This window comes from uncultured Ramlibacter sp. (genome assembly GCF_936925435.1).
Lineage (GTDB): Bacteria > Pseudomonadota > Gammaproteobacteria > Burkholderiales > Burkholderiaceae_C > Ramlibacter.
Window position 1 is genome coordinate 24,586 of the sequence record NZ_CAKZHQ010000044.1, and the last position, 24,588, is coordinate 49,173.

The 24,588-nt window shown below is 68.2% G+C and carries 26 protein-coding genes and 1 pseudogene; 19 read left to right on the plus strand and 8 right to left on the minus strand.

Features of this window, described 5'->3' with window-relative positions:
• Positions 1-9: 9 nt before the first annotated feature.
• The 9 genes from Q0632_RS16780 to Q0632_RS16820 all read left to right on the plus strand — a co-directional run bounded on the left by Q0632_RS16780 (position 10) and on the right by Q0632_RS16820 (position 7,761).
• On the plus strand, positions 10-1,173 hold the full coding sequence (locus Q0632_RS16780; RefSeq protein ID WP_298932299.1) for an acyl-CoA dehydrogenase family protein: 1,164 nt from the start codon (positions 10-12) through the stop codon (positions 1,171-1,173).
• Positions 1,174-1,248: 75 nt separating this feature from the next.
• Positions 1,249-1,743: a VOC family protein gene (locus Q0632_RS16785; RefSeq protein WP_298932301.1), complete on the plus strand. Its 495-nt coding sequence runs from the start codon at positions 1,249-1,251 to the stop codon at positions 1,741-1,743.
• A gap of 4 nt (positions 1,744-1,747) precedes the next feature.
• Positions 1,748-2,221, plus strand: a complete 474-nt coding sequence (locus Q0632_RS16790) for a GyrI-like domain-containing protein (protein WP_298932303.1) — start codon at positions 1,748-1,750, stop codon at positions 2,219-2,221.
• A complete protein-coding gene (locus tag Q0632_RS16795) occupies positions 2,218-2,670 on the plus strand; it encodes a helix-turn-helix transcriptional regulator (protein WP_298932305.1) in 453 nt (150 codons plus the stop codon). The genes Q0632_RS16790 and Q0632_RS16795 overlap by 4 nt, the downstream gene beginning before the upstream one ends.
• Positions 2,565-3,017 carry an SRPBCC domain-containing protein gene (locus Q0632_RS16800; protein ID WP_298932307.1) on the plus strand — a complete coding sequence of 151 codons (453 nt, stop codon included), beginning with the start codon at positions 2,565-2,567 and terminating at the stop codon, positions 3,015-3,017. Before Q0632_RS16795 ends, Q0632_RS16800 begins: the two co-directional genes overlap by 106 nt.
• The gene (locus tag Q0632_RS16805) at positions 3,014-4,543 is read left to right on the plus strand and encodes an MFS transporter (protein WP_298932309.1); all 1,530 of its coding nucleotides are present in this window, start codon (positions 3,014-3,016) and stop codon (positions 4,541-4,543) included. Before Q0632_RS16800 ends, Q0632_RS16805 begins: the two co-directional genes overlap by 4 nt.
• A 36-nt stretch (positions 4,544-4,579) precedes the next feature.
• The gene (locus tag Q0632_RS16810; protein ID WP_298932311.1) at positions 4,580-4,957 is read left to right on the plus strand and encodes a VOC family protein; all 378 of its coding nucleotides are present in this window, start codon (positions 4,580-4,582) and stop codon (positions 4,955-4,957) included.
• 28 nt (positions 4,958-4,985) lie between these two features.
• Positions 4,986-5,345, plus strand: coding sequence for a DUF1428 domain-containing protein (locus tag Q0632_RS16815; protein WP_298932313.1), 360 nt, complete (start codon positions 4,986-4,988; stop codon positions 5,343-5,345).
• Positions 5,346-5,655: 310 nt separating this feature from the next.
• Complete coding sequence (locus tag Q0632_RS16820; RefSeq protein WP_298932315.1) at positions 5,656-7,761, plus strand: AAA family ATPase; 2,106 nt, start codon at positions 5,656-5,658, stop codon at positions 7,759-7,761.
• A gap of 42 nt (positions 7,762-7,803) precedes the next feature.
• Here the strand turns inward: Q0632_RS16820 and Q0632_RS16825 are convergent, their stop codons facing one another.
• Positions 7,804-8,361, minus strand: a complete 558-nt coding sequence (locus Q0632_RS16825) for a hypothetical protein (protein WP_298932317.1) — start codon at positions 8,359-8,361, stop codon at positions 7,804-7,806.
• A gap of 269 nt (positions 8,362-8,630) precedes the next feature.
• On the opposite strand from Q0632_RS16825, the gene Q0632_RS16830 reads away from it, so the two are divergent.
• From Q0632_RS16830 to Q0632_RS16850, 5 genes and pseudogenes are all read left to right on the plus strand, one after another.
• Complete coding sequence (locus Q0632_RS16830; RefSeq protein ID WP_298932319.1) at positions 8,631-8,771, plus strand: hypothetical protein; 141 nt, start codon at positions 8,631-8,633, stop codon at positions 8,769-8,771.
• Positions 8,772-8,781: 10 nt separating this feature from the next.
• Complete coding sequence (locus Q0632_RS16835) at positions 8,782-9,660, plus strand: TauD/TfdA family dioxygenase (RefSeq protein ID WP_298932321.1); 879 nt, start codon at positions 8,782-8,784, stop codon at positions 9,658-9,660.
• The gene (locus tag Q0632_RS16840; RefSeq protein WP_298932323.1) at positions 9,657-10,670 is read left to right on the plus strand and encodes a tripartite tricarboxylate transporter substrate binding protein; all 1,014 of its coding nucleotides are present in this window, start codon (positions 9,657-9,659) and stop codon (positions 10,668-10,670) included. The genes Q0632_RS16835 and Q0632_RS16840 overlap by 4 nt, the downstream gene beginning before the upstream one ends.
• Positions 10,671-10,731: 61 nt before the next feature.
• Entirely contained in the window at positions 10,732-12,159 is a 1,428-nt protein-coding gene (locus Q0632_RS16845; protein ID WP_298932325.1) for a DHA2 family efflux MFS transporter permease subunit, read from the plus strand.
• A 1,085-nt stretch (positions 12,160-13,244) separates the two neighbouring features.
• A pseudogene (locus tag Q0632_RS16850) lies at positions 13,245-14,414 on the plus strand (ATP-binding protein); the annotation flags it as partial.
• Here the strand turns inward: Q0632_RS16850 and Q0632_RS16855 are convergent.
• Positions 14,378-15,358, minus strand: a complete 981-nt coding sequence (locus Q0632_RS16855) for a LysR family transcriptional regulator (protein ID WP_298932327.1) — start codon at positions 15,356-15,358, stop codon at positions 14,378-14,380. The pseudogene Q0632_RS16850 and the gene Q0632_RS16855 sit on opposite strands and share 37 nt — an antisense overlap.
• A gap of 129 nt (positions 15,359-15,487) precedes the next feature.
• On the opposite strand from Q0632_RS16855, the gene Q0632_RS16860 reads away from it, so the two are divergent.
• Positions 15,488-15,685: a hypothetical protein gene (locus Q0632_RS16860; RefSeq protein WP_298932330.1), complete on the plus strand. Its 198-nt coding sequence runs from the start codon at positions 15,488-15,490 to the stop codon at positions 15,683-15,685.
• 8 nt (positions 15,686-15,693) lie between these two features.
• Here the strand turns inward: Q0632_RS16860 and Q0632_RS16865 are convergent, their stop codons facing one another.
• Both Q0632_RS16865 and Q0632_RS16870 read right to left on the minus strand, forming a co-directional pair.
• Positions 15,694-16,896, minus strand: coding sequence for an MFS transporter (locus Q0632_RS16865; RefSeq protein ID WP_298932331.1), 1,203 nt, complete (start codon positions 16,894-16,896; stop codon positions 15,694-15,696).
• Between the two features lie 24 nt (positions 16,897-16,920).
• Positions 16,921-17,622: a hypothetical protein gene (locus Q0632_RS16870; protein ID WP_298932332.1), complete on the minus strand. Its 702-nt coding sequence runs from the start codon at positions 17,620-17,622 to the stop codon at positions 16,921-16,923.
• A 228-nt stretch (positions 17,623-17,850) separates the two neighbouring features.
• Here Q0632_RS16870 and Q0632_RS16875 point away from each other — a divergent pair, with 228 nt between their 5' ends.
• Together Q0632_RS16875 and Q0632_RS16880 are read left to right on the plus strand one after the other, a co-directional pair.
• A complete protein-coding gene (locus tag Q0632_RS16875) occupies positions 17,851-19,194 on the plus strand; it encodes a DUF3300 domain-containing protein (protein WP_298932333.1) in 1,344 nt (447 codons plus the stop codon).
• A gap of 18 nt (positions 19,195-19,212) precedes the next feature.
• The gene (locus Q0632_RS16880; RefSeq protein WP_298932334.1) at positions 19,213-20,097 is read left to right on the plus strand and encodes a DUF2950 domain-containing protein; all 885 of its coding nucleotides are present in this window, start codon (positions 19,213-19,215) and stop codon (positions 20,095-20,097) included.
• Positions 20,098-20,114: 17 nt separating this feature from the next.
• Here the strand turns inward: Q0632_RS16880 and Q0632_RS16885 are convergent, their stop codons facing one another.
• Positions 20,115-20,600, minus strand: a complete 486-nt coding sequence (locus tag Q0632_RS16885; RefSeq protein WP_298932335.1) for a hypothetical protein — start codon at positions 20,598-20,600, stop codon at positions 20,115-20,117.
• A gap of 158 nt (positions 20,601-20,758) precedes the next feature.
• Here Q0632_RS16885 and Q0632_RS16890 point away from each other — a divergent pair, with 158 nt between their 5' ends.
• On the plus strand, positions 20,759-21,478 hold the full coding sequence (locus Q0632_RS16890; protein ID WP_298932337.1) for an aldolase: 720 nt from the start codon (positions 20,759-20,761) through the stop codon (positions 21,476-21,478).
• A gap of 25 nt (positions 21,479-21,503) precedes the next feature.
• Here Q0632_RS16890 and Q0632_RS16895 read toward each other — a convergent pair whose 3' ends face one another.
• Together Q0632_RS16895 and Q0632_RS16900 are read right to left on the minus strand one after the other, a co-directional pair.
• Positions 21,504-22,331: a patatin-like phospholipase family protein gene (locus Q0632_RS16895; protein WP_298932339.1), complete on the minus strand. Its 828-nt coding sequence runs from the start codon at positions 22,329-22,331 to the stop codon at positions 21,504-21,506.
• 13 nt (positions 22,332-22,344) lie between these two features.
• A complete protein-coding gene (locus Q0632_RS16900) occupies positions 22,345-22,683 on the minus strand; it encodes an STAS domain-containing protein (RefSeq protein ID WP_298932341.1) in 339 nt (112 codons plus the stop codon).
• A gap of 32 nt (positions 22,684-22,715) precedes the next feature.
• Here Q0632_RS16900 and Q0632_RS16905 point away from each other — a divergent pair, with 32 nt between their 5' ends.
• Entirely contained in the window at positions 22,716-23,222 is a 507-nt protein-coding gene (locus Q0632_RS16905) for a GNAT family N-acetyltransferase (RefSeq protein WP_298932343.1), read from the plus strand.
• Positions 23,223-23,246: 24 nt separating this feature from the next.
• On the opposite strand, the gene Q0632_RS16910 is transcribed toward Q0632_RS16905, so the two are convergent.
• Positions 23,247-24,587 carry an ATP-binding protein gene (locus Q0632_RS16910; RefSeq protein ID WP_298932346.1) on the minus strand — a complete coding sequence of 447 codons (1,341 nt, stop codon included), beginning with the start codon at positions 24,585-24,587 and terminating at the stop codon, positions 23,247-23,249.
• Between the last annotated feature and the right edge of the window lies 1 nt (position 24,588).

The following is a 24,588-nucleotide window of genomic DNA, read 5'->3' on the forward strand; positions in this document are numbered from 1 at the left end:
AGACACAGCATGATCGAACGCACGCTTTTCAACAGCGACCACGAGGCCTTCCGCGATGCCTTCCGCAGGTTCTGCGACAAGGAGATCGCGCCCCACCATGCGGCCTGGGAGGAGCAGGGCTATGTCGACCGCGAGGTCTGGACCAAGGCCGGCGAGAACGGCTTTCTGTGCATGACCATGCCGCAGGAATACGGCGGATCGGGTGCCGACAAGCTGTACTCGGTGGTGCAGATGGAGGAGCTGGCGCGTGGTGGCTGGTCTGGCATCGGCTACAGCCTGCACAGCGAGATCGTCGCTCCCTACATCCTGCACTACGGCACCGAGGAGCAGAAACAACGCTACCTGCCCAAGCTGGCCAGCGGCGAGATGGTGGGCGCCATCGCCATGAGCGAACCGGCCGCAGGCAGTGACCTGCAAGGCGTCAAGAGCACGGCCATCAAACAGGCCGATGGCAGCTACCTGCTCAATGGCAGCAAGACCTTCATCACCAACGGCTGGCACGCCGACCTGGTGGTGGTGGTGGCCAAGACGCAGCCCGACGCCGGCGCCAAGGGCACGAGCCTGCTCATCGTCGAGCGCGGCATGGCCGGCTTCGAGACAGGCAAGCGCCTGAAGAAGCTGGGCCTCAAAGCCCAGGACACCTCGGAGCTGTTCTTCGACAACGTGCGTGTGCCGGCGCACAACCTGCTGGGCGGGCCGGCCTTCGAGAACAAGGGTTTCATCTGCCTGATGGAGCAGCTGCCCTGGGAGCGCATGCAGATCTCGGTGACCGCTGTTGCCTCGGCCCAGGCCGCGATCGACTGGACCGTGCAGTACGTTTTGGAGCGCAAGGTCTTCGGCCAGCCGGTGGCGGCCTACCAGAACACCCGCTACAAGCTTGCCGAGCTGCAGACCGAGGTGCAGGTGGCCCAGGTCTTCGTCGACAAGTGCAACGAGCTGGTGGTGCAGGGCAAGCTGGACACGGCCACGGCCAGCATGGCCAAGTACTGGACCACCGACCTGCAGTGCAAGGTGATGGACGAGTGCGTGCAGCTGCATGGCGGCTACGGCTACATGTGGGAGTACCCCATCACGCGGGCCTATGCCGATGCCCGTGTGCAGCGCATCTACGGCGGCACCAACGAGATCATGAAGGAAGTGATCTCGCGGTCCATGGGCCTGGGCGCGCGCTAGGGGCCAAACGGCCGCGCTTGACAGCCGGCGGCGGCAGGCTATACTAAACCGTATGGTTAACTGATGGAGCCTGCCATGCCCGCGATCCGCAAGATCAGCCCCTGCCTCTGGTTCGACAGCCAGGGCGAGGAGGCCGCCAACTTCTATGTCAGCGTTTTCAGGAATTCGAAGATCCTCAAGGTCAGCCGCTACACCGATGCCGGCAAGGAGATCCATGGCCGGCCCGCCGGCTCGGTGATGACGGTGTTGTTCGAGCTGGAGGGCCAGACCTTCACTGCGCTCAACGGCGGCCCGATGTTCAAGTTCAACGAAGCCGTCTCGCTGCAGGTCGACTGCGCCGACCAGGCCGAGGTCGATTACTACTGGGACAAGCTGTCGGCCGGCGGTGATCCCGGGGCCCAGCAGTGCGGCTGGCTCAAGGACAGGTTCGGGCTGTCCTGGCAGATCGTGCCCAATATCCTGGTCGACCTGGTTGGTGACGATTCCCCGGCGGCGCAGCGGACCCTCGCTGCCCTGCTGGAGATGCAAAAGCTCGACATCGCGCAACTCAAGAAGGCCCACCAGGGCTGACACCATGATCGACACACCTGAAATCACCAGCGTCCCTGCCCAGCCCATCGCCGTCATCCGGCTGACCGTGCCCTGCGCCGACATGCCCAAGGTCATGGGACCGGGCATCAGCGAATTGATGGCGGCCGTGGCGGCGCAGGGCATTGCCGTCACCGGCCCCTGGTTCACCCACCATTTGCGCCGTCCCACCGACAGCTTCGATTTCGAAATCGGTGTGCCGGTGGCCTCGTCGGTGCAGCCCGCGGGCCGCGTCGCGCCCAGCCAGTGGCCGGCCATGACGGTGGCGCGCACAGTCTTGCACGGCAACTACGACGGCCTGGCCGGCGCGTGGGGCGAGTTCGGTGCCTGGGTCGATGGACAAGGCCGCCAATGCGCCGCCGACTTCTGGGAGGTCTACAGCAAGGGCCCCGAATCCAGCAGCAATCCGGCCGACTGGCGCACCCAACTGAACCGGCCCTTGCTGGACCGCGCCGCATGAAGGGCGCCGCCATACACGACGACGCCACCCTGGACAAGGTGTTCTGGGCGCTGTCGGATGTGACCCGGCGTCAGGTATTGCAGACGCTGGAGCAGGGCGGTTCCACAGTGACCGAGCTGGCCGGGCCGCATGGCATGTCGCTGCCCGGCTTCATGAAGCACCTGCGGGTGCTGGAAGATGCCGGCCTGGTCACGCGCAGCAAGGAGGGCCGGGTCGTCAGCTGCGAGCTGGCCGCCCAACCCATGCAGGAGGCTGCGATGTGGCTGTCCCGCTATTCGAAATTCTGGAACGACAGGCTCGATGCACTCGGCCGCTATCTGTACCACCAGGAGGAAGTCGAACCATGGCCCAAGGCCCCGTCCAGCAGCAAGTCGAACTCCGCCTCTCCCGCAGCTACCCCGTCGAGCCCGCCAAAGTCTGGCGCGCGTGGACCGAGCCGCAAGCGCTAGCGGCCTGGTTCGGACCGGGTGAGCCGAACTCCGTCACCCGCGCTGAAATGGATGTGCAGGTCGGCGGTCGTTACCACATCGCTTTCCGCACCCAGGATGGCGAAGAACACGATGTCTCCGGCGTCTACCAGGAGGTGGAGCCGCAGCGCAAGCTGGTCTTCAGCTGGGCCTGGAAGAGCACGCCGCAGCGGGTCTCGCTGGTGACGGTGGAACTGCGGCCGACGGCGCAGGGCACGCAGTTGGACTTCCTGCACGAGCGTTTCTTCGATGTCGACGCACGCGACGGCCACAGGCGCGGCTGGAGCGCCAGCTTCGACAAGCTCGACAAGGTGATGGCCACGCCATGAGCCATCCCACAAGCGCTTCTGCACGTGCCGGCCGCCGCGAGTGGACCGGGCTGGCGGTGATCGCCTTGCCCTGCATGCTGTATTCGATGGACCTGACGGTGCTGAACCTGGCCGTGCCGGCACTGTCGGCGGACCTTCAGCCCACGAGCGCGCAGTTGCTGTGGATCGTCGACATCTATGGCTTCCTGGTGGCCGGCTCGCTCATCACCATGGGCACGCTGGGTGACCGCATCGGCCGGCGCAAGCTGCTGCTGATCGGCGCCGCTGCGTTCGGCCTTGCATCGGTGCTGGCGGCCTTGGCCAACAGCGCCAACATGCTGATCGCGGCGCGTGCCGTGCTGGGCGTGGCCGGTGCGACGCTGGCGCCATCCACGCTTTCGCTGATCCGCAACATGTTCCTGGACCCGCGCCAGCGGTCGATTGCCATCGGCATCTGGATCGCCAGCTTCTCAGCCGGCGGCGCGTTAGGCCCTGTGCTGGGTGGCGTGGTGCTGGCGCACTTCAGCTGGGGTGCGGTTTTCCTGCTGGCGGTGCCGGTGATGGTCCTGCTGCTGGTGCTGGGCCCCTTGCTGCTGCCCGAGTTCAAGGACCCCAACGCCGGCCGGCTGGACCTGCCCAGCGCCGCGCTGTCGCTGGCGGCGGTGCTGGCCGTCATCTACGGCATCAAGCGCCTGGCCGAAGCTGGCTGGGCCTGGTCGCCCCTGCTGGCAGTTGTCGCCGGCGCCGTGCTGGGCGCGCTCTTTCTGCGGCGCCAGGGCCGGCTGGAAGACCCGTTGATCGACACGCGCCTGTTTCGCTCGCCTGCTTTCAGCGCGGCGCTGGCGATCAACATCCTGGGTTTCTTCGCCATGTTCGCGGCCTTCTTCTACGTCGCCCAATACCTGCAGCTGGTGCTGGGGATGGGACCGATCGAGGCCGGCCTGTGGAGCGTGCCCTCGGCGCTGGCTTTCACCGTCGGCTCCATGGTGGCGCCCGCCATCGGCCACCGCTTCCGTCCGGCCTGGGTCATGGCCGCCGGCCTGGCTTTTTCGGCCCTGGGTTTTCTGATGCTCAGCCAGGTCACGCTGCAGTCGCCACTGGCCCTGCTGGTGGCCGGCTCCATGGTGTTCTCGCTGGGCCTGACGCCGGTGGTCAGCCTGACCACCGACCTGCTGATGGGCGCTGCGCCGCCGGAGCGGGCCGGGTCTGTGGCCGCCATCTCGGAGACCAGCTCTGAATTCGGCGGTGCGCTGGGCATTGCGGTGCTGGGCAGCGTGGCCACCGCCGCTTACCGCAGCCACATCACCCAGGCCATGCCATCGGGCCTGTCGCCGCAGGCCACCGAGGCCGCGCAAGGCACAGCCGGTGCTGCCATTGCCCTGGCCCAGGAGCTGCCGCAAGCCCTGGGCGCGCAGCTGCTGGGTGCCGCGCGCGAAGCCTTCCTCCACGGCCTGCAGCTCAGTGCCGCGATCAGTGCGGCCGTGCTTGTGGCGGCCTGCCTGCTCGCCGTCGTTGCGCTGCGGCGCGTGCGTCCGTCCGGCACCTGAAGGTGCCGCCCTGCAACTCCCGACCAAGGAGATCACATGCTCAAGGAAATGAACGCCATGGCCACCATCGCAGTCAAGGAGGTCGCGCGCTCGCGCAAGTTTTATGAAGGCCAGCTGGGCCTGCAAGCCGATGGACCGGGTGAGCCCGGCCTGGCGGCCTACCGCAGCGGGGGCTCGACCCTGATGCTCTACGAATCGGCTTTCGCCGGTAGCAACAGGGCCACCTGCGCCACCTGGGCCGTGACGGATGGCATCGAAAGCCTGGTGCAGTCCCTCAAGGAGCGCGGCGTCGCGTTCGAACACTACGACCTACCGCAGACCACGCGCCAGGGTGACATCCATGTGTCCGGCGCGCGCAAGACGGCCTGGTGCAAGGACCCCGACGGCAACATCCTGTGTTTCGCCCAGGACTGATTCCCGCAACAGACCCCAAGGAGATCCCATGGCCCGCTATGTCGATGGATTCGTTGTCCCCGTCCCGAAGAAAAACCTTGCCGCTTACCGCACGCTCGCGCGCAAGGCCGGCAAGATCTGGAAGGAGTACGGCGCGCTGGAATATGTGGAATGCGTCGCCGACGACGTCAAGCCCGGCAAGTCCACCTCCTTCCCACAGAGCGTCAAGCTCAAGCCCGATGAGGTGGTGGTTTTCTCCTGGATCATCTACACCTCGCGGGCGCAGCGCGACAAGATCAATGCCAAGGTGATGAAGGATCCGCGGCTCGAAGGGATGGACCCCAAGTCCCTGCCGTTCGACGGTAAGCGCATGTTCTGGGGCGGCTTCAAGACCATCGTCGAGCTCTGACACCGGGGCCGGAAAGAAAAAATCCCCCGGACCGCGAGGGCCGAGGGATAAAGAGCCGGGGGAAGAAACTTGAAAAAAACCCGGCTGTCCGTTGGAGAGCGGCACGCGCCCCGGGTTCCCCAGGTTTGCCTGCGCTTCACAGTGTTGGCTTGCAGTGTTACACCGCCGCGTGAATAAGTCACGTGCTGATGGATGGCGGCATGGTTCGCACGGATGGCGCTGGCTTGTTGCGGGATGGCTCTGTAGGATTGCGCTGACACGAGTTCGCGCCTTTTTCCGAAAGACAGCCATGCCGGATCTCAATCCTCCTTTGGAACGCAACGAAGACGAGCAGCCCGCCGGTGGCCTGTGGCTGTCGATCCGCAAGGCCTGCAGCCGCCTGCAGGACTGGTTCGTCATCCAGAGCACGCCGGTCAAGGCGATGCTGCTGGCGGTCGCTCTGCTGATCCCGGCCACCGGCGGCTACTCGCTGGTCCTGATGAACCGCCAGGCGGCATTGGCCGAACAGGTCAAGACCATGGCCGCCGGCGAGAAGCTGGGCGAGGGCATGTGGAGCTTCAACGACAAGCTGCCCGTGGTGTTCGGCACCGGCTCGGTGCTGAGCTTCCTGGAGTCCAACCCGGTGGAGCGCATCACCGTGATCTACAAGCCGCTGATGTGGAACGTCTCCGAGCGCTTTGTGCTCATCCAGTCGCAGGGCAAGCAATACGCCTATTACCCCTCAGACATCGAGAGCAAGATCTTTGCCGACAAGGCCGTCACGGCCGCCTGGGGAGGCAAGCTCAGCTTCGTGCCGCGCGCCGAGCTCGATGCCTCCAGCATGGACATGCTCGAGCGCCTTGACCAGCGCTTTGCCGCCGGCCGCCCGCAGTCCGAGAAGGACGGCTGGAAGGCCGGCGTCAGCGGCGTGCTGTCGGCCGCGCTGACCGTTGGCCTGCTGGGCTTCCTGGCTTTCCAGCTCAAGGGCCAGTTCAAGTCGCTCAAGTTCGTCGAGGCCGGCCAGGTCCATGGCTCGATCGAGGACCTGGTCGGCATGGATGACATCAAGGCCGAGGTGGCGCAGATCAAGGACCAGTACCAGCGCCGCGCCGCCTACGCCGAGTACGGCATCGTCAAGCCCTTCAACGTGATGTTCAGCGGCCCGGCCGGCACCGGCAAGACCAAGCTGGCCAGCTACCTGGCGCGCGAGCTGAACCTGCCCATCCTGTTCCATTCGGCCGCCAACCTGGAGACCGGCTATGTGGCCGGCGGCTCCAACACGCTCAGCCGCATCATGGCCATGGCGCGCCGGCGCAAGCGCTGCATCGTCTTCCTGGACGAGGCGCAGGACCTGTTCATGAAGCGCGGTGGCCACCGCAAGTTCGACGACGACACCCAGAACACCTTGCTGGCGGTGCTCGACGGCGTGCGCACCAAGAGCGAGGCCGAGATCATCTGGATCGTCGCCAGCAACTTCAACAGCGAGTCCATGCAGATGGACGAGGCCATGCTGCGGCGCTTCCAGATGAAGGTGGACTTCCGCCTGCCCAACCGCGAGGAGCGCCTCGCCATCATTGGCCACTACCTGGCGCAGCGCGCCGAGAAGGTGCTGCCGGACATGGATCTGCGCCATCTGGTGGAGATCACCGAGGGCCGCAGCCCGGCCGACCTGGAGACCATCGTCAACCAGGCCGGCATCAGCGCGGTGCAGGCCGGCCGGATGATCGGGGCCGACACGCTGATGCAGGCGGCAGAGCGCGTGATGGTGGGCAACGTCAACACCAGCACCACCAAGGAGCGCGAGCGGGACCGGCGCATCATCGCCATCCACGAGTGGGGCCATTTCCTGGTCGACTTCGAGCTCGAGCGCAAGAACGCCGGCGGCGACTGGGAGAAGATCCAGGCCGAGATGAAGACCATCAAGATCTCGCTCAAGGCCAACCCGCGCAACAACGCGCTGGGCTTCGTCTTCCACAAGCAGGGCGCCAACCTGCTCAAGACCAAGGGCGACATCGAGCACGACGTGCGGGTGCTGCTGGGCGGCATGGCCAACGAGGAGCTGTTCTTCGGCGAGCAGGGAACGACCAACGGCGCCCACAACGACATCACCCGCGTCACCAAGCTGCTTCACCACGCGGTGGGCGAGATGGGCATGTACCGCAAGACCCGGCTGAACTTCGGCGCGCTGGCGCAAGAGGGGCAGGGCGGCAAGGCGGTGGACGAAGAGACGCGCTCCATCATGGAGGCCCAGAGCGAGCGCCTGTACGGCGAGACCAAGGCCTTGCTCACGCGATTGCAGCCGCTGACCGAGCACCTGGCCGGCAAGCTGATGGAGGCTGGTGAGATGAGCCTGGCCGAAGCCCTCTTTGAAATCCGCTCCTTCGAGGCGGCTTGCTACAGTTTCAATAGCAAGATGGGATTGTCCCACGCGCTCTGAGGGCCTGGCGGATGACGCGGCCGGCCTGGGGCCGCGCGGCCTTTACTTGCTGGCCGGCTTGGCGGCCGGGGCCGCAGCCGCCGGCGCGGTGACGCCCAGGCGCTTGGCCACCGATTGTTCCATCGCCTTGACCTTGGGTTCGATGCTCGGGCGGGTGTCGGCCAGCAGTTTTTCCAGCAGCGCCTTCTGCATGTCACCGCCCAGGCCCTGGAACTTGCTGTACACGGGCGACTCGATGATCGCCACCACCTGCTTGAGCTCATCCTCGCTGAACTTGTCCTCCAGTATCGCGCCGATGGTCGTGGGCGCCAGCTTGACGGCGCGGCCCTGCACCAGGGGCACGGCCTCGTCGACGTACTTCTTGACGTCGGCCTGGATGTCCTTGGCCACCGCCTCGCGCTTGTCGGCTGGGATGCGGGCCGTCAGGGCCGGGCCAGCGCGGCCCATGATTTCGGCGGCCGGCTGTTCGGCCAGGTTGCGCGCCATGGACTCGATCGCGGGCTGCTGCTGTTTGATGATGCGGGCGACCAGCTCTTTCTTGGCTGGGGTCGATTGGGCCTGGGCGCTCAGGGCGGCGGCCAGCAGGAGGAGGGGGAGCAAAGTCTTTTGAAGCATGGGCCATCTTAAACGCTGGCCGCAGCCAGCAATGTGTCGCGCCGCTGCACTACAGGACTTGCCAGTGTGGCCACCACACCACTTCCGTGCGTATGGCTCTCCATGGGAAAGGCCCACTCCGGTGCTTGTTCCAGCGCTATGAAATCGATAGGGTAAATCTGACAGGGGTGGTCGCAAGCGTCCGTAACAAGCGTAAACGTAGTGCTGCTGGCCGGACGTCCTGAACCACCATGTGCCGTCTTGGGAGCAAACACATGAAACGTCGAACATTCCTGTCGCATGGCGGCAGCCTTGCCATGACCGCGGCCATCGCGGTGCCCTGGATTTCCGGCATCAACGGGCTGGACCTGGGCTACGCCAACCTGCACTTCTCGCGCAGCGCCGGCCTGGTCTGAAAGAATGCCGATGGCTTTGCAATTTTCTCCCGTCACCCCGGTGCTGGGTGCACTGATCGAGGGCCTGGATCTGGCCGGCATCACGCAGGCGCAGTTCGACCAGCTGTACGCCCTGTGGATGAAGCACCACGTGCTGGTGCTGCGCGACCAGGTGCTCACCGACACCCAGTTCGAGCGCTTTTCCGGCATGCTCGGCGAGCTGGACCCGCCGCCCAACCAGGGCGCAGGGCGCAAGAGCGTGCCGGGCCATCCCAACCTGTACGTGGTGTCCAACCGCAAGAGCGGCAGCGGCGAGCCGCTGGGCGCGCTGGGCGACGGCGAGGCGCAATGGCATACCGACATGTCTTACCTGGAGCGCCCGCCCTTTGCCTCCATGCTGTGGTCGATCGAGATCCCCGACAGCGGCGGCGACACTTCTTTTGCCAGCATGCCGGAGGCCCTGCTGGCCATGCCGGCCGACCTGGTCGCGCGCATCGAGCGGCTGGACATCAAGCACGACGGCACCTACGACAGCGGCGGCAACGTGCGCAAGGGCATGGCGGCCAACGACGACCCGGTGTACTCGGTGGGCACCCTGCATCCCATCGTCATCACCCAGCCCGAGACGGGCGAGCGCACCCTCTACCTGGGGCGCCGGCGCAATGCCTACATTCCCGGCCTGTCGCTGGCGGAATCGGAGCAGCTGCTCGACACCATCTGGGGCTACGCGACCGCGCCCGCGGTCACGCTGACGCACCGCTGGCGCGTCGGCGACGTGGTGCTGTGGAACAACCTGACCACCATGCACCGGCGCGACGCCTTCCCGGCGGACCAGTTCCGCACCATGCACCGCTCGCAGATCAAGGGCCGCTACGTTCCCGCGGCGGCCGGACAAAAGGAGGCCGCATGATCACCCGTCGCAGTTTTGGCGCATCCCTGGCAGCCGCATCGGCCCTGGGCCCTGTGGGCCTGGCCCGGGCGCAGGACAGCAACTATCCCTCGCGGCCGATCCGCCTGCTGGTGGGCCTGGCGCCGGGCGGCATCGCCGACATCACGGCCCGCTTCATCGCCCCGCGCTTGGGCGAGATCCTGGGCCAGCAGGTGGTGGTGGAGAACCGCACCGGCGCGGGCGGCGCCATCGCCACCCGCGCCGTGGCCGCCAGCGCAGCCGACGGCTACACCCTGCTGATGGCCTTCGACGGCACCCATGTCACGTTGCCGGCGGCCAACCCGCGCATCGGCTTCGATCCGGTGGCCGACTTCGCCATGATTGGCAAGGTGGTGGACGCGCCCGTGCTCATCACCTCGCATCCGAGCTTCCCGGCGCGCGACTTCGGCGAGTTCATCAGCCTGTCGCGCCGCTCCCTGGGCGGAGGCATGGGCAGCAGGGTGTTCGACTACGGCACCTCGGGTGTGGCCAGTACTGGCCACCTGACGATGGAGCTGCTCAAGCAGCGCGTGGGCGTCTACGCCGTCCACATTCCCTACCGTGGCGGCGGCGATGCCCGCGCCCAGGTGCTGGGCCGGCAGATCCCGCTGATGCTGGCGGCGGTGCCGACCACCTCGGGCGACATCCGCGCCGGCATCCTCAAGGGCCTGGCCGTCACCAGCGCGCGCCGCTCGCCGGTGCTGCCGGGCGTGCCCACGCTGGCCGAACTGGGCTACAAGGAGCTGACCGGCATGGACATCAACTCCTGGGTGGGCCTGATGGCACCGGCACGCACGCCGGCGTCCATCGTTGCGCGCCTGGATGCCGCGCTGCGCGAGACCCTGGCCACCGATGAGGTGCATGCGCGCCTGCTCAACGCCGGTTCGACGCCGGTCAAGAGCTCGCCGGAGATCTTCCGCACCCAGGTGGCTGGCGACCTGGCGCGCTGGAAGAAGGTGATCCACGACGCCAATCTGCGGCTGGAGACCTGAGCGCCCTGCTGCCAGTTCCGGACCGGGCGGGCGCTAGAGTGATGCTCTTTGCGCCCGCTGTATGACCGAACCTCCTTCGCAAGTCCATCCGCAAGGCACTGACCGCCGCTGGCAGGCGCTGTGCGTGCTGTGCCTGGGCGTGCTGATGATTGTGCTGGACACGACCATCGTGAACGTCGCCCTGCCGTCCATCCGCGAGGACCTGGGCTTTTCCGAAACCGCCCTGGTCTGGGTCATCAATGCCTACATGCTGACCTTCGGCGGCTTTCTGCTGCTGGGCGGCCGGCTGGGTGACCTGTATGGCCACCGGCGCGTCTTCCTGGCCGGCCTGGCGCTGTTCACCGCGGCCTCACTGGCCTGCGGCATGGCCGGTTCGCAGCTGCTGCTGGTGGCGGCGCGCGCCATCCAGGGCTTGGGCGGCGCCATGGTGTCGGCGATCTCGCTGTCGCTGATCATGAACCTGTTCACCGAGCCGCACGAGCGCGCCAAGGCCATGGGTGTGTACGGCTTTGTCTGCGCCGGCGGCGGCAGCATCGGCGTGTTGCTGGGCGGCCTGCTCACCAGCGCCTTCCATTGGCACTGGATCTTCCTGGTCAATCTTCCCATCGGGGCCTTGGTGTTCGGCCTGTGCCTGGTGCTGCTGCCCGGCGGCCGCGGCCAGGCCGGCGCGCGGCTGGACGTCTGGGGCGCGGTCACGGTGACGGCTTCGCTGATGCTGGCCGTCTATGCGGTGGTCGACGGCAACCAGGCCGGCTGGGGCTCGGTCCAGACGCTGGGCCTGCTGGTGGCGGCGGTGCTGCTGCTGGTGGCCTTCATCGCCATCGAGCGGCGCGTGGCCGTGCCCTTGATGCCGCTGGGCTTGTTCCGCCTGCGCAGCGTGGCGGTCGCCAACGTGGCGGGCGTGCTGTGGGCGGCGGCGATGTTCGCCTGGTTCTTCATCTCGGCCCTGTACATGCAACTGGTGCTGCGGTACACGCCGATGCAGGTGGGCCTGGCCTTCTTGCCGGCCAACCTCATCATGGCGGCCTTCTCGGTCGGCCTGTCGGCCCGCATGGTGATGCGCTGGGGCGTGCGCGGCCCGCTGGCCTCCGGCCTGTTGCTGGCCGCGGCAGGGCTGGCTTTGTTTGCCAGAGCGCCTGTGGACGGCACGTTCCTGGCCGACGTGCTGCCCGGCATGCTGCTGGCGGGCCTGGGTGCGGGCATCGCCTTCAATCCCATGCTGCTGGCGGCCATGAGCGAGGTCGCGCCGCAGGAGTCGGGTATCGCCTCGGGCGTGGTCAACACCTCCTTCATGCTGGGTGGGGCGCTGGGCCTGGCCGTGCTGGCCAGCCTGGCGGCGGCGCGCGCGGAGCAACTGGCGCCGGCCGGCACGGCCGCGGCGCTCAGCGGCGGCTACCAGCTGGCGTTCGCGGTGGGCGCGGTGTTCGCCGCCGTGGCCGGCCTGCTGGGCGCCGCGCTGTTGCCGGCGAAGGCGCCTGGCGCGAACTGAAGTCAGTCCGGCGGCCTCCTGGTTGCTATTGAATCAATAGCTAGAGGGGAAGGTTGCACGGGGGCTGCAGCCTTTTTTCTTTCAAGGTGGCGGGGACGGCCCCGCGCGGGCGCGGTTTCGTGTAGAAATTCCCGATGCGCATCCGCACCCACCTGGTCCTCATGGCCAGCGCCATCTTGCTGCCCATGGCCCTGGCCGCCGGCATCGCCCTGGAGAAAATCCGCGATGGGGAACGCGAAGCGGCCTTGCGCGGATTGCGCGAGACGGTGCGCGCCACGGCCCTGATCGTCGACCGCGAGGTGCAGGGATCGCTGTCAGGGCTCAAGGCGCTGGGCAACTCGGCGAACCTGGAGACCGGCGACCTGCAGGCGTTCTACGCGCAGGCCACGGCGCTCAACCAGTTGCCCGATGTCTGGACCCTGCTGCTGGACGCCGACGGCAAGCAACTGGTCAACACCGCCTTGCCCTACGGCACACCGACGCCCCCGCCGGTCTCCGGGGACCGCGTGCGCAAGGTGCTGGAAAGCCAGCTGCCGGCCGCGACCGACCTGTTCGTCGGGCCGGCCACCGGCAAGCTGGTGACCACCGTCTATGCGCCGGCAAAGGCTGCCGGCGGCAAGTCCTATGTGGTGGCGCAGGCCTTCATGGTCGACCACTGGCGCAAGACCGCGCTGCAGCAGGACCTGCCGGCCAACTGGATCGTCGCCGTCATCGACCGCAACGGCCGCTTCATCGCCCGCAGCCACAAGGCCCAGGAGCTGGTCGGCCAGCAGGCGCGGCCGGAGCTGGTCGCGGCCGCGGCCAAGGCCAATGACGGTCTGATCATGCATTCCACCGTCGAGGGCGTTCCTTCCTACGATGCTTTCACGCATTCGGCGCTCACCGGCTGGACCATCGCGGTGGCCGCGCCGGTCAAGTCGATCGAGGCCGCCGCCAGCCAGGCGCTGCAGCTGGCCATGGCCGGCATGGCGCTGGCCCTGGGCGCGGCCATCATGGCGGCCGCGGCCTTCGGTCACCGCTTCATCCATGCCATCGACGGCGCGGGCAGGGCGGCCGTCTCGCTGGGCCGGGGCGAGAAGCCCGCGATGGAGCAGTCGGCGATCGAGGAGGTCAACATCCTCAACCAGTGCCTGGTCGAGGCCGGCGGGCTGCTGGACCTGGAACGCCGGTCGCGCCAGGCCGCGGAGGCCGAGCGCGAGCGGCTGCTGCGCAGCGAGACCGCGGCGCGCGAGGCGGCGCAGGCGCAGAACATCGCCAAGGACCAGTTCCTGGCCATGTTGGGACATGAGCTGCGCAACCCGCTGGCGGCGATTGCCGGCGCGACCTCGCTGCTGGAGATCGGCGGCGTCGCCAAGGACCGCTCCAGCCGCTACCTGGACATCATCCGGCGGCAGAACCGCCACCTGGGCCACATCGTCAACGACCTGCTGGACGTCAGCCGCCTTTTGGCCGGCAAGATCGTGCTCGAGCGCCAGCCGCTGGACCTGGCCGACAGCGTGCACAGCTGCGTGGAAGCCCTGCGTGCCACCGAGCGCGCCATCGGCCACCGCATCACGGTGCGGGCCGAGCCGGTCTGGGTCGAGGGTGATGCGGTGCGCATCGAGCAGATTCTGAACAACCTGGTGACCAACGCGCTGAAATTCTCCGAAGCCGGCGGCGAGATCGTGGTGCAGGTGCACCACGACGGCGACAAAGCGGCCGTCAGCGTCAGCGACCGCGGTGCCGGCATTTCGCGCGAGCTCCTGCCGCGGGTCTTCGAGCCCTTCGTGCAGGGACCGCCGCCGCTCAACCGCACGCAAAGCGGCCTGGGCATCGGCCTGGCCCTGGTCAAGCAGCTGGTCGAACTCCATGGCGGCGTGGTCCACGCCACCAGCCCCGGGCCGGGCGAGGGCAGCACTTTCAGTTTCTGGCTGCCCAGCATCCCGGCGCAGCAGGGGCAGGCGGGGGGCGCTGCTGCCACCGTGGCCAGCCGTCGCAAGCTGGTCTACGTGGAGGACAACGAGGATGCCCGCGCCACCATGGGCGAACTGCTGCGCGCCTACGGCTACGAGGTGGTCGAGGTCGCCAACGGCGCGGGCGCGCTGCCGGCGGTGCTGTCAGCGCGGCCCGGCGTGGTGGTGCTGGACGTCGGCCTGCCCGACATGGACGGCTACGAGGTGGCGCGCCGCCTGCGCGCCGACCCGGCCAGCCGCGCCATCCCCATCATCGCCCTGACCGGCTACGGGCCGCGGCGCGCCGGACCGGCCGATGGCACGGGTTTCGATGTCCACCTGGTCAAGCCGGTCGCGCCGGACGACCTGGTGCAGGCGATCGAGGCGGCGCTGGCGCGCGCCGCCTGCGTGAGCGGCGCGCGCCTGTGGCCTTCGGCCGCCTGCTTCAGGCCCGCCAGGGCCGGCGCCAGCACTGTCATGTCGGCGGTCTCCGCGTAAACGGCATAGGCCGGGTAGGGGAACTCCGGCGCATCCGGCACGAGAAACAGCAGGCCCTGCTCCAGGAAGGGCGCGGCGATGTTCTGGCGGAAGTAGCCGGCGCCGCCGGCCGCCAGCAGATAGCCCAGGCCCAGCGGTCCGAGGTTGGCCGACACCGGCGCGCTGGTCAGTTCGGGAAAGGCCAGGCTGTGCTGGGTGGCGAACTCGCTGCCCCAGTCGACATAGACATAGCTGGCGGCCTGCGGCGTCTTCAGGCCCGGCGAGCTGCTGACCAGCACCAGCTTTTCCTCGATCAGCAGCTCGATATGCAGGCCCGGCCGCTGGCGCGGCGCGTAGGCGATGGCGATGTCCATGGTGCCGTTGGCCACGCGCTCGAGCAACTCCTCGGCCAGGCCGACTTCGGCGTGCAGCGCCAGGTCGGGCGCACCCTTGCGCATCCACAGCAGCCAGTCGCGCAGCAGCGGGTCCCACAGGGCGATCTCGCAACCCACCGTCACCACGGCGCGGCGGCCGGTGGGCACGGCCAGCTGGCGCTGGGCCCGCTCCCAGACCTGTACCAGGGTCAGGGCGTGGCGCACGAACTGCTCGCCCGCGGTGGTCAGCGAAGCGCCGGCCTTGTTGCGCACGAACAGCTGGCGGCCCAGCAGGTCTTCCAGCGTGCGCACCCGCGCGCTGACCGCCGTCTGGGTGACATGCAGGCGCTGGGCGGCCTGGGCGAAGCTGCGGCTGGAGACGATTTCCAGGAAGGTGCGGGCGAGGGTGATGTCCATGGGCGCTGATCCTGCGGTGGAGTGCTCATGATGCAGAAAAATGCATTGAAATCAAAGATAAATCATTTTACTTTCTACGGTGTAAACCCTAGGATCGAGGCTGTCTATACAACTTGCCTGGAGCCCTCCATGTCCCGCACCGCCACATTCGCCCCGTCCGCCCGGCTCGACGCCTCGCCGCTGCAGGCCTGGCTGGTTGCCACCGCGAACCTGCTGGTTGCCGCCTTCACGCCGGCGCCGCGCGGCAGCTACCTTGCGGTAGTGCCTGCTGCCGCCAGCAGCCGCCTGAGCACCCGCGCCCTGCGCCTGATGCGCTCGGGCGACTGAGAGACAGATCAGGCCGTGCGCCGCGCCAGCGCCCGCGCGAACCAGGCGCCGGCCAGCGGCAGTGCCGCCGCCGGCACCAGCAGCAGTGGCGCCGGGCCCAGATGGTCGAAGGCGTAGCCCGCCAGGCTGACGCCCAGCGCCTGGCCGCCAAACAGGCTGAAGGCGAACAGCGCCACAGCCGTGCCGCGCACCGCGGGCGCCATCTGGGTGGCATGCGTTTGCAGCGTGTTGTGGAACAGGTAGGTGCCAAAACCCACCGCCAGTGCCACCGGACCAGCCACCCAGCCGGCGGGCGCCAGCCACCAGGCCAGGTAGCCGGCGCCCATCACCCAGCCGCCCCACAGCACCATGCGCCGCTCGCCCAGGCGCTGCACGATGCGCCGCGCCGACATCGCATACAGCAGGCCGCCCACCGCATAGAGAGCGATCAGCGCAGATGCCGCCGATAGCGACAGGCCGTGGCGCCCATGCAGGTAGGCCGGCAGGTAGGCCATGGGTCCGAGCAGGAAGACGCTTTCGGCCAGTACCGCCGCCAGCACCACGCGGGCCCATGGCACGCGCAGCACCGACAGCAGCTGCGCCGCAAAGCCGGCTCGCGCTCCCTCAGGGGCGACAGGCGCCGGCATGTGCCGCACGCGTGCGAGCAGCAGCACGGCCACCACCGCATAGCCGGCCGCCAGGGTGAGGAAGGCGCCGCGCCAGCCGGCCTGGGCATCGGCGAACAGGCCGCCGGTCAGCTGGCCGCCCATCATGCCGGCCAGCACGCCAGTCAGCAGCCTGGCCAGCGTCGCCTGGCGCTGCGCGTAGGGCACGGCGTCGCCGATCCAGGCGATCGACAGCGGGATCACGCCCGCCGCCGCCATGCCCCACAGCACGCGTGTGGCCAGCAGGGCGTCGAAGCTGGGCGCGACGGCGCAGGCGAGGGCGCCGGCGGTGCAGCAGCAGATGGCGATGCACACCATGCGCGCCTTGCCGTAGCGGTCGCCCAGCGGGCCGAACACCAGCTGCATCAGGCCGTAGGCCACCGAGAAGAAGATGATCACCTGGCCGGCGGCGCCGGCCGTCAGGTCGAAGTCCGCCGCCAGCCGGGGCAACAGCGAGTCGCACACCCGCAGGGCGGCGCCGCTGAAAAAGGCGGCGCTGGACAACAGCAGGATGGTGCGCTGCGTTTCAGGCGGCAGCGACGCGGGCGCGGCTTCGGGGGATGTCACGTCCCGAGTATCGCGTGGGGCGCCTTACCCCAGCACGATCACCCGGGCCCGCGGCACCGTGGTGAAGGGGTCGTAGCCGACCAGGCCGGCGCGCACCGCCGACTCCTGGTGGGTGGCGATGCGCTTGCGCTGTTCGGGGTTGGCCAGCCGCAGGGCCTCGGCCAGCTCCGGCTCCAGCCGCACCGTGATGGGGGTGGCCATCTCGTACACCGCACCGGGCTGGTTGGCGATCGACCAGGAGATCGCAAGCGTGCCGCTGGGCAGCTGGATGGCCTGGCTGTGGGGCGGGAACAGGTGGCGCACAGCCGTCCAGATGGCCGTGCAGCTCGGGTCCATCGGCGCCGACTCGGCGGCAGGCTCTGTGTCCGGGCCGGCAGGCTCGCACAGCCAGCTGATGGCCTCGTCCTTGGAGTCGAAGACCGTGAACTGCAGGCCCTGGGCCCGCGCCACCTTCTCGCTGGTGCGGGTGAGCCGGTCGGGCGCCACCACCGAGGCCATGCGCTGCAGGTGGGCCATGGAATGCGCGATCTGCTCGCCGACTTGAAGCTGCGCCGCCAGCGGCACCTCGCCCTCGAGCAGCAGCAGGTCCATCAGCAGCAGCTTGTCGCCGTGCGAGCGGGTCACTGCCCCCAGCTCGCGCAGCATCTCCAGCACCGCCGGCGTGTCGATCGGGCCGGCGAGGCGGGCCTCCACACGGTCGGGGAGGCGGGCGATCTGGATTTGCATGGTGGGCGGTCGAGGCAGCCGGATATCTTACTGAGTCAGGGGCCGGCGCCGCTTCTCCAGGTCTGGGGGGAATGCAGAGAGGTGGGGTGTTTGGCTCTCTTGTCCTATTCGTGTTTTCCCGGCCCTGCGCGGGTCGGGTCATTGGGCTTTGGTGCCATAGCGTTTCGGCCCGCCGTTCCTGCATACTGCCCCATCCCCCAAAGCGAAGCCTTCGCCAAGGATGCAGTCATGACGTATTTTTTCTCCCTTGTCCTGCAGCAGTTCGGACGCGTGCGCCAAGCCGCTGCCTTGCTTGCTGTGCTGGCCGCGTGCGTGGCCGGTGCCGCGCATGCGCAAGACACCACCTTCAAGACCGAAGAGCTTGACCAGATGCTGGCGCCCATCGCGCTGTATCCGGACTCATTGCTGGCGCAGATCCTGATGGCCAGCACCTACCCGGTCGACGTCAAGGACGCCGCGGCCTGGACCAAGGCCAACCCCGATGCCAAGGGTGATGCCGCGGTCAAGCAGGTCGAGGGCCAGTCCTGGGATCCGGCGGTCAAGTCGCTGGCGGCCTTTCCGCAGGTGCTGACCATGATGGGCGCCAAGCCCAACGACGTGCAGCGCCTGGGCGATGCCTTCCTGGCCGACCCGGCGCGGGTGATGGACAGGGTGCAGTTCCTGCGCAAGAAGGCGCAGGAAGCGGGCAACCTCAAGAGCAACGAGCAGCAGAAGGTCAGCACGCAGACCGACGCGGGCAAGCAGGCCATCATCATCGAGCCGGCCCAGCCCGAGCAGGTCTACGTGCCGGTCTACCAGCCTTCCGTGGCCTATGGCAGCTGGATGTATCCGTCCTACCCGCCGTACTACTGGGCGCCACCGCCCTATTATTACCCGGGCGGCGCCTTCGTCGGGGGCTTCCTCTGGGGCGCGGCCGTGGTCGGTATCGCCAACGGCCTGTGGGGCAATTGCAACTGGGGCGGTGGCAACGTCAACATCAACGTCAACAAGTTCAACAACGTCAACGTCAACAACCGGCGCGAGTCGGGCAACAACAGCTTCCAGCACAACGCGGAGCGTCGCGGCGATGTCCCCTACCGCGACAGCAAGAGCCGCGAGAACTATGGCCGCAAGCAGGCCGATGGCGCGCAGAACCGCGAATCTTTCCGTGGCAAGGATGGCCGCGACGCCGAGCGCTCGCGTGCCAATGAAACTCTCAGGGACCGGGGTGCCGACCCGGCCGCTGGCCGCGACAAGCTGCAGGGCGCAGACCGCGAGCGGGCCAACAACGCAGTGCGCGATTCCAGCAACCGCGGTAGCGTAGGCGACGGCAGCCGGGGCGCGGGCGGTGGCGACCGTGGCGGCAACCTCGGCGGTGACGGTAGCCGGGGCGCGGGCAACAATGCCTTTTCCGGGGCACGCGACGCCGGTGGTGCGCAGCAGCGCAACATTGACCGCGGCCAGGCCAGCCGCAGTTCAGCCGGCGCCGGCGGCGCCAACCGCTCGTTCAGCGGCGGTGCTGCGGGCGGTGGCGCCCGGGCCGGCGGTGGTGGTGGCGGCGGCCGTGGTGGCGGCGGCGGTGGCCGGCGCTGATAGGCAGGAGCAAGAACCATGAAAACATTCAATCGTTTCTCCATGCAGGCCCGCGCGGCTGCCTTTGCCTTCGTCGCGCTGCTGGGCTTGCCCGCGGCGGCGCAGGCACCGTTTGAAACCGCTGAACAGGCGGCCGATGCCCTGGTCGCAGCTGTCTCGTCCGGCGACAAGTCGCAGATGGCCCGCGTCCTGGGCAAGGACTGGCGCAGCCTGGTGCCGGTGGAAGTACCGGCGGCCGACCGCGCCGCCTTCCTCGACAAGGCCAAACAGTCGCGTGCCGTCATCGCCAAGGAAGGCAAGGGCATGCTGGTGGTTGGCAGCGACCCCTGGTTGCTGCCCGTGCCGCTGCTGCAGGGCAAGGACGGGCGCTGGCGCTTCGACACGGCGGGCGGGCATGAGATCGTCCAGGCGCGGCGCATCGGCCGCAACGAACTGTCGGCCATGCAGGCCATGCTGGCCTACGTGGACGCGCAGCGCGATTACGCCAAGACCGACCGCACTGGCGCCGGCGTGCTGACCTACGCGCAAAAGCTCATGAGCAGCCCAGGCAAGCGCGATGGCCTGATCTGGAGCCCCAAGCTGGGCGACGACAGCCCGCTGGGCGAGAGCTTCGTGCCCAAGCAGGCCGGCGAGGGCTACCACGGCTACCACTACCGCATCCTCACCGGCCAGGGGGCCGATGCTAAGGGCGGCGCGCGCAGCTACCTGATCGGCAAGAACATGGTCAGCGGCTATGCGCTGCTGGCCTGGCCGGTGCAGTACGGAAAGACCGGTGTGATGAGCTTCATTGTCAACCAGGAAGGCGTGGTTTACGAACGCGATCTGGGAGCGCAGACGACCAAGCAGGCCGGCGCCATCAAGGTGTTCAATCCCGACGCGGAGTGGAAGAAGGCCCAGTTCTGAGGCCGGTCCGGCGGGCCTCAGCGCCGGCCACCACCTCCGCCTCCGCGGCCACCCCCGCCACCGCCTCCACCCCCTGGGCCCATGCCGCCGCCGCCACCCGGGCGGCCACCGCCGCCGCTGGCGCCAGGAGGGCGCCCGCCGCCGCCATGACCACCACCGCCGCCGTGGTAGCCATGGTGCCTGCCTCCGCCGTAGTAGCTGTAACCCAGTCCCAGGCCGACGCCCCAGCCCAAGGCCCACGGATAGCCATAGGCGTAGGGGTAGTAGGGCGCGTAGTACGGGTAGCCGTAAGCGGGGTAGTAAGGATAGGCGGGATACGCGGAATAGGGCGCGCTGTAGCTGGTACCCTGGCCTTGGTCATAGGGCGCGACCGCGCCCTCGGCCGGTGGCGCGCCGTCCACCCGGTAGACCGGCCCCGGGTAGGGCAAGTTGTACAGATAGGGGTCGTAAGCCACACAACCCGCCAGGCCTGCCACAGCCGTCAGCGCCAGAACTGCCTTCATGGTGCTTCCTTGCCCGGCTGGACAACGCCGGTATGCCATTGAGCACCTCTCACATGTCGCAAATGTTGGCCGCAGGTATCTCTGCGTTACCTGATGTTTCGAAATCTCCCGGTATCTGGTAGCTTGCTGGCGTCCCCAGCCACTGCAAGAAGGCCCACATGACCAGCCTCGTTTTCGACTCCCCCGAAGTCGCCCGCCTGCGGGCTGACCTGGCCCTGGCGCTGCGCGCCGCCGCCCACCATGGGCTGGCCGAGGGTGTCTGCAACCATTTCAGCACCGAGCTGCCCGACGGCTCGGGCCGCTTCCTGCTCAATCCGCGTGGCCTGCTGTGGAGCGAGGTGCAGGCCGAGGACATCGTGCTGATCGACGGCGATGGCAACAAACTGGCCGGCCGCCACGACGTCGAGCCCACCGCCATGTTCATCCACGGCGCCATCCACCGCATCGCCGGCAAGGCCTGCGTGCTGCACACCCATATGCCCTACGCCACGGCGCTGACCCTGACCAGCGACCGCGCCCTGGACACCACGCTGTCGCAGACGGCAATGCGCTTCCATGGCCGCATCGCCGTCGACGCCCACTACAACGGCCTGGCCCTGGACAACAGCGAAGGCGAGCGCATCGCCTTCGCCATGGACGGCGCCGACGTGGCCTTCCTGGGCAACCATGGCGTGGTGGTCTGCGGTGCGCGCATGGACCACGCCTACGACGACCTGTACTACCTGGAACGCGGCTGCCAGCTGCAGGTGATTGCCGCCTCCACCGGGCGGGCGCTGCTGCCGGCGGACCAGGGCCTGGCCCGGCGCGTCTGCGAGCAGACTCTGGGTGAGCGCCTGCAGTCCGAGCTGTTCTTCGAGGCGCTGCGGCGGCGCGTCTAGTTGCGCGCCACGAAGGGGAAATGCTTCAGGCGGTGGCCAGCAGATGGTGCAGGTAGGGCAGTTGCTGCAGTGCGGCCTGTTCGCCTTCGTCGATGAGATAGGCCAGCCTGTCGGTGGCGAGCAGGCCGGCGCGCTGCCTGAACTCGGGCAGGACCATGATCAACTCGGCATGGTGGGCCGCGCTGTGGAATGCCAGTTTGGCGCGCAGCAGGTTGTTGGCCAGGATCGCGGCGAGCTGGTCGGCGCTGCGCCTGGCGCCGTGGGCCTGCGCATGGAGCGGCAGCTCGAAACCGACGGCAACGATGACGCGCGCCCCGTGCCTGATTGCCACGCTGACCGGCAGCGGGTCGGCCCATGCGCCGTCCACCAGCAGCCGCTCGCCCAGGCGCTGAGGCGCCAGGGCCGGCGGAAGCGCCAGGCCGGCGCGCAGGCCTTGGGCCAGGGAGCCGTAGGCCAGTTCCACCAGGTCGCCGGTTGCGAAATCGGTGGCCGTCAGGTGCAGCGGTAGGGCGGCGCCCTCGATCTGCCTGTCGCGAAAGGCCGCGTCCAGCTGCCGCAGCTGCGTGGCGCGCTTGTCGCGCAGCCCCATGACCGAGCGCAGAAAGCCCGGCATGCCGCGGCCCCCGGCGAGCTCCCTGGGCCACAGGCGTGCGGCCAGCGCCCTGGACGCGTCCATCGGGTCGCCGAAGGCGACCAGTGCGGCAAAGACCGCCCCCGTGCCGCAGCCGACAACGCGCTCGATGCCGATGCCGGCGTCGGCCAGGGCCTTGACGACGCCCAGCGCGGCCACGCAGCGTACGCCGCCCGCACCGATGACCAGCGTGACCTCGGTTGGGGGGCGATCCGCGGCCATCGTGTGCGCCCGTTCAGGACTGGAAGCTGGCGGTGGCGGCCTGCACATCGGCAAAGATCTGCACGATGCCGGTGAAGCCCGCGAGCGCAAGCACCCGTTCGACCTGCGGCTGCAGCGCGGCGATCCTGAGGTCGCCGCCGCCGCGGCGGCTGTCCTTGACGGCGCCCAGCAGCGAGCGCAGGCCGGCGCTGCTGGTGTAGTTGACGCTGGAGAAGTCGACCACCAGCCGCACCCGGCCTTGGGCGATCGGCGCGGCGAAGCTTGAGCTCAATGCCTCGGCGTTCAGACCATCGACGCTGCCGGTGATCTTGATGAGCGTGGTGGTATCGTGTTCGGTCAGTGTGACTTGCACTCGGATCCTCCGTTGGTCAACATTCAGCGACGATGCCCGACACGCCCCTGCCCACCGTTTTCGTCCGCCGCGCCAGAGCGGAAGACGGGCAGTGCATGCGCGGCTTCGTCCAGCAACTGAGCACCGCGTCGCGCCGCAACCGCTTTCATGGCGCGGTCGGCGCCGATGCGCCGGGCCTGCTGGACTCCCTGCTGGGGGCTGAAGGCGAACTCCACGCCGCCTGGGTGGCCTGCATCTGGGGCCCCAACGGGGAGGAGATCGTCGGCGAGGGCGGCTGGCATGTGGTCGATGCCAGGCAGCGGCGCGCCGAACTGGGCGTGAGCGTGCTTGACTCCTGGCAGGGATCGGGCGTGGCCCACGTCCTGATGACCAGGCTGATCGAAGGCGCGCGCAGCGCCGGCGTGCAGCAGCTCTACGGCGACGTCCTCGAATCGAACGAGCGCATGCTCGCCTTCATGCAAAAGCACGGCATGCAGCAGGGGGCCGACTGGCCCTGGGACGCGGGCGGGTCCGTCCGCATGGAACTGCGGCTGTCCTGAGCGGGGGCTGCGGCGCACGGCGCTTCAGGCCGCGGCGCGCGCGTCAAGCGGCAGGCGGACGGTGAAAATGCTGCCGCGTTCCGGCTGGCTCGACACTGCGATGTCACCTCCCATCATGGAGGCGAAATGCTTGCTGATGGTCAGGCCCAGGCCGGTGCCTCCGTATTTGCGCGTGGTGGACGCGTCCGCCTGGGTGAAGGGCTGGAACAGCCGCCCCAGCTGTTCGTCGGTCATGCCGATGCCCGAGTCATGGACGGCCAGTACCACCTCGCCCCGGCCGGCCTCGAGTTCCACATTCACGGTGATGGTGCCGCGCTCGGTGAATTTGCAGGCGTTGGACAGCAGATTGAACAGGATCTGGCGCAGCTTGGTCTGGTCGGTGTGCATGGCGATCGCATACGCCGGGATCTGCAGCTCGAAGCGGTTGCCGTTTGCGGCGATGACGGGGGCGATGCTGTCGACCACGCCTTTGAGCATGGGCTTGAGTTCGAAGCTCTCAATGAACAGGTCCATTTTGCCCGCCTCGATTTTCGACAGGTCCAGGATCTCGTTGATCAGGGACAGCAGGTGCTTGCCCGAGCCCCGGATGCGCTCGAGGTCGTCGACGAAGCCCGTGCGCCCTATGTCCTGCGCTTCCTCGGCCAGCATTTCCGCATAGCCGATGATCGCGTTCAGCGGTGTGCGCAGTTCATGGCTCATGTTGGCCAGAAACTGCGACTTGGTGTGGCTCGCCGCTTCCGCGCTCTCCTTGGCCTCGTTCAGTTCCAGGCCGCGCTGCTCCAGCAGCAGGCTTTTTTCCACGATCTCGGCGTGCTGCTGCCGGATCTGGCGCAGGCCGTTGACAACCCGCTTGGACTGCGCGTGGGACAGGTAGGCGAAGGTCAGCATGTAGCCGAACAGCGCGGCGCTGCTCAGAAGCGAGACGCTCAGACTGGAGTCGGGCTGGATCTGCAAGCCGACGACGCTGGCCGACAGCAGGACGCCGCCCAGCATCAGCACCACCCCGCGCACCGCATGCGCCGGGCCACCGACGCTCAGCAGGCCGCCAACCATGGCGACAATGATCGCCGTGCTGGGCCAGAGGCTGAGCTGCAACACCGTCAGCCAGACGCCGGTGACCAGGCCGTCGATCAGGAGGTTGCGCAGCTCGGTCGCCTTCGGTGTCTTGCTGCGCCGTGCCAGGTGGTAGGCGATGTGCGGCCAGACCAGGGTGTGGACCACCAGCGCGCCCAGCAAGGGCAGGGTCAGTCCGGCCGGATAGAGGTGCAGGATCACCATCAGCAGGATGGCCGGCATCGTCACCACGCGCGTCAGGAAGTCGACGCGGACGATGGGATGGATCGCAGGACCGGGGGAAGGGGCCATG

Excerpts from the sequence above, each read along its gene's own strand:
- Q0632_RS16780 (WP_298932299.1), top strand. The coding sequence starts at position 10 with ATGATCGAACGCACGCTTTTCAACAGCGACCACGAGGCCTTCCGCGAT.
- Q0632_RS16785 (WP_298932301.1), top strand. The coding sequence starts at position 1,249 with ATGCCCGCGATCCGCAAGATCAGCCCCTGCCTCTGGTTCGACAGCCAG.
- Q0632_RS16790 (WP_298932303.1), top strand. The coding sequence starts at position 1,748 with ATGATCGACACACCTGAAATCACCAGCGTCCCTGCCCAGCCCATCGCC.
- Q0632_RS16795 (WP_298932305.1), top strand. The coding sequence starts at position 2,218 with ATGAAGGGCGCCGCCATACACGACGACGCCACCCTGGACAAGGTGTTC.
- Q0632_RS16800 (WP_298932307.1), top strand. The coding sequence starts at position 2,565 with ATGGCCCAAGGCCCCGTCCAGCAGCAAGTCGAACTCCGCCTCTCCCGC.
- Q0632_RS16805 (WP_298932309.1), top strand. The coding sequence starts at position 3,014 with ATGAGCCATCCCACAAGCGCTTCTGCACGTGCCGGCCGCCGCGAGTGG.
- Q0632_RS16810 (WP_298932311.1), top strand. The coding sequence starts at position 4,580 with ATGCTCAAGGAAATGAACGCCATGGCCACCATCGCAGTCAAGGAGGTC.
- Q0632_RS16815 (WP_298932313.1), top strand. The coding sequence starts at position 4,986 with ATGGCCCGCTATGTCGATGGATTCGTTGTCCCCGTCCCGAAGAAAAAC.
- Q0632_RS16830 (WP_298932319.1), top strand. The coding sequence starts at position 8,631 with ATGAAACGTCGAACATTCCTGTCGCATGGCGGCAGCCTTGCCATGACC.
- Q0632_RS16835 (WP_298932321.1), top strand. The coding sequence starts at position 8,782 with ATGGCTTTGCAATTTTCTCCCGTCACCCCGGTGCTGGGTGCACTGATC.
- Q0632_RS16840 (WP_298932323.1), top strand. The coding sequence starts at position 9,657 with ATGATCACCCGTCGCAGTTTTGGCGCATCCCTGGCAGCCGCATCGGCC.
- Q0632_RS16845 (WP_298932325.1), top strand. The coding sequence starts at position 10,732 with ATGACCGAACCTCCTTCGCAAGTCCATCCGCAAGGCACTGACCGCCGC.
- Q0632_RS16855 (WP_298932327.1), bottom strand. The coding sequence starts at position 15,358 with ATGGACATCACCCTCGCCCGCACCTTCCTGGAAATCGTCTCCAGCCGC.
- Q0632_RS16860 (WP_298932330.1), top strand. The coding sequence starts at position 15,488 with ATGTCCCGCACCGCCACATTCGCCCCGTCCGCCCGGCTCGACGCCTCG.
- Q0632_RS16870 (WP_298932332.1), bottom strand. The coding sequence starts at position 17,622 with ATGCAAATCCAGATCGCCCGCCTCCCCGACCGTGTGGAGGCCCGCCTC.
- Q0632_RS16875 (WP_298932333.1), top strand. The coding sequence starts at position 17,851 with ATGACGTATTTTTTCTCCCTTGTCCTGCAGCAGTTCGGACGCGTGCGC.
- Q0632_RS16880 (WP_298932334.1), top strand. The coding sequence starts at position 19,213 with ATGAAAACATTCAATCGTTTCTCCATGCAGGCCCGCGCGGCTGCCTTT.
- Q0632_RS16885 (WP_298932335.1), bottom strand. The coding sequence starts at position 20,600 with ATGAAGGCAGTTCTGGCGCTGACGGCTGTGGCAGGCCTGGCGGGTTGT.
- Q0632_RS16890 (WP_298932337.1), top strand. The coding sequence starts at position 20,759 with ATGACCAGCCTCGTTTTCGACTCCCCCGAAGTCGCCCGCCTGCGGGCT.
- Q0632_RS16895 (WP_298932339.1), bottom strand. The coding sequence starts at position 22,331 with ATGGCCGCGGATCGCCCCCCAACCGAGGTCACGCTGGTCATCGGTGCG.
- Q0632_RS16905 (WP_298932343.1), top strand. The coding sequence starts at position 22,716 with ATGCCCGACACGCCCCTGCCCACCGTTTTCGTCCGCCGCGCCAGAGCG.
- Q0632_RS16910 (WP_298932346.1), bottom strand. The coding sequence starts at position 24,587 with ATGGCCCCTTCCCCCGGTCCTGCGATCCATCCCATCGTCCGCGTCGAC.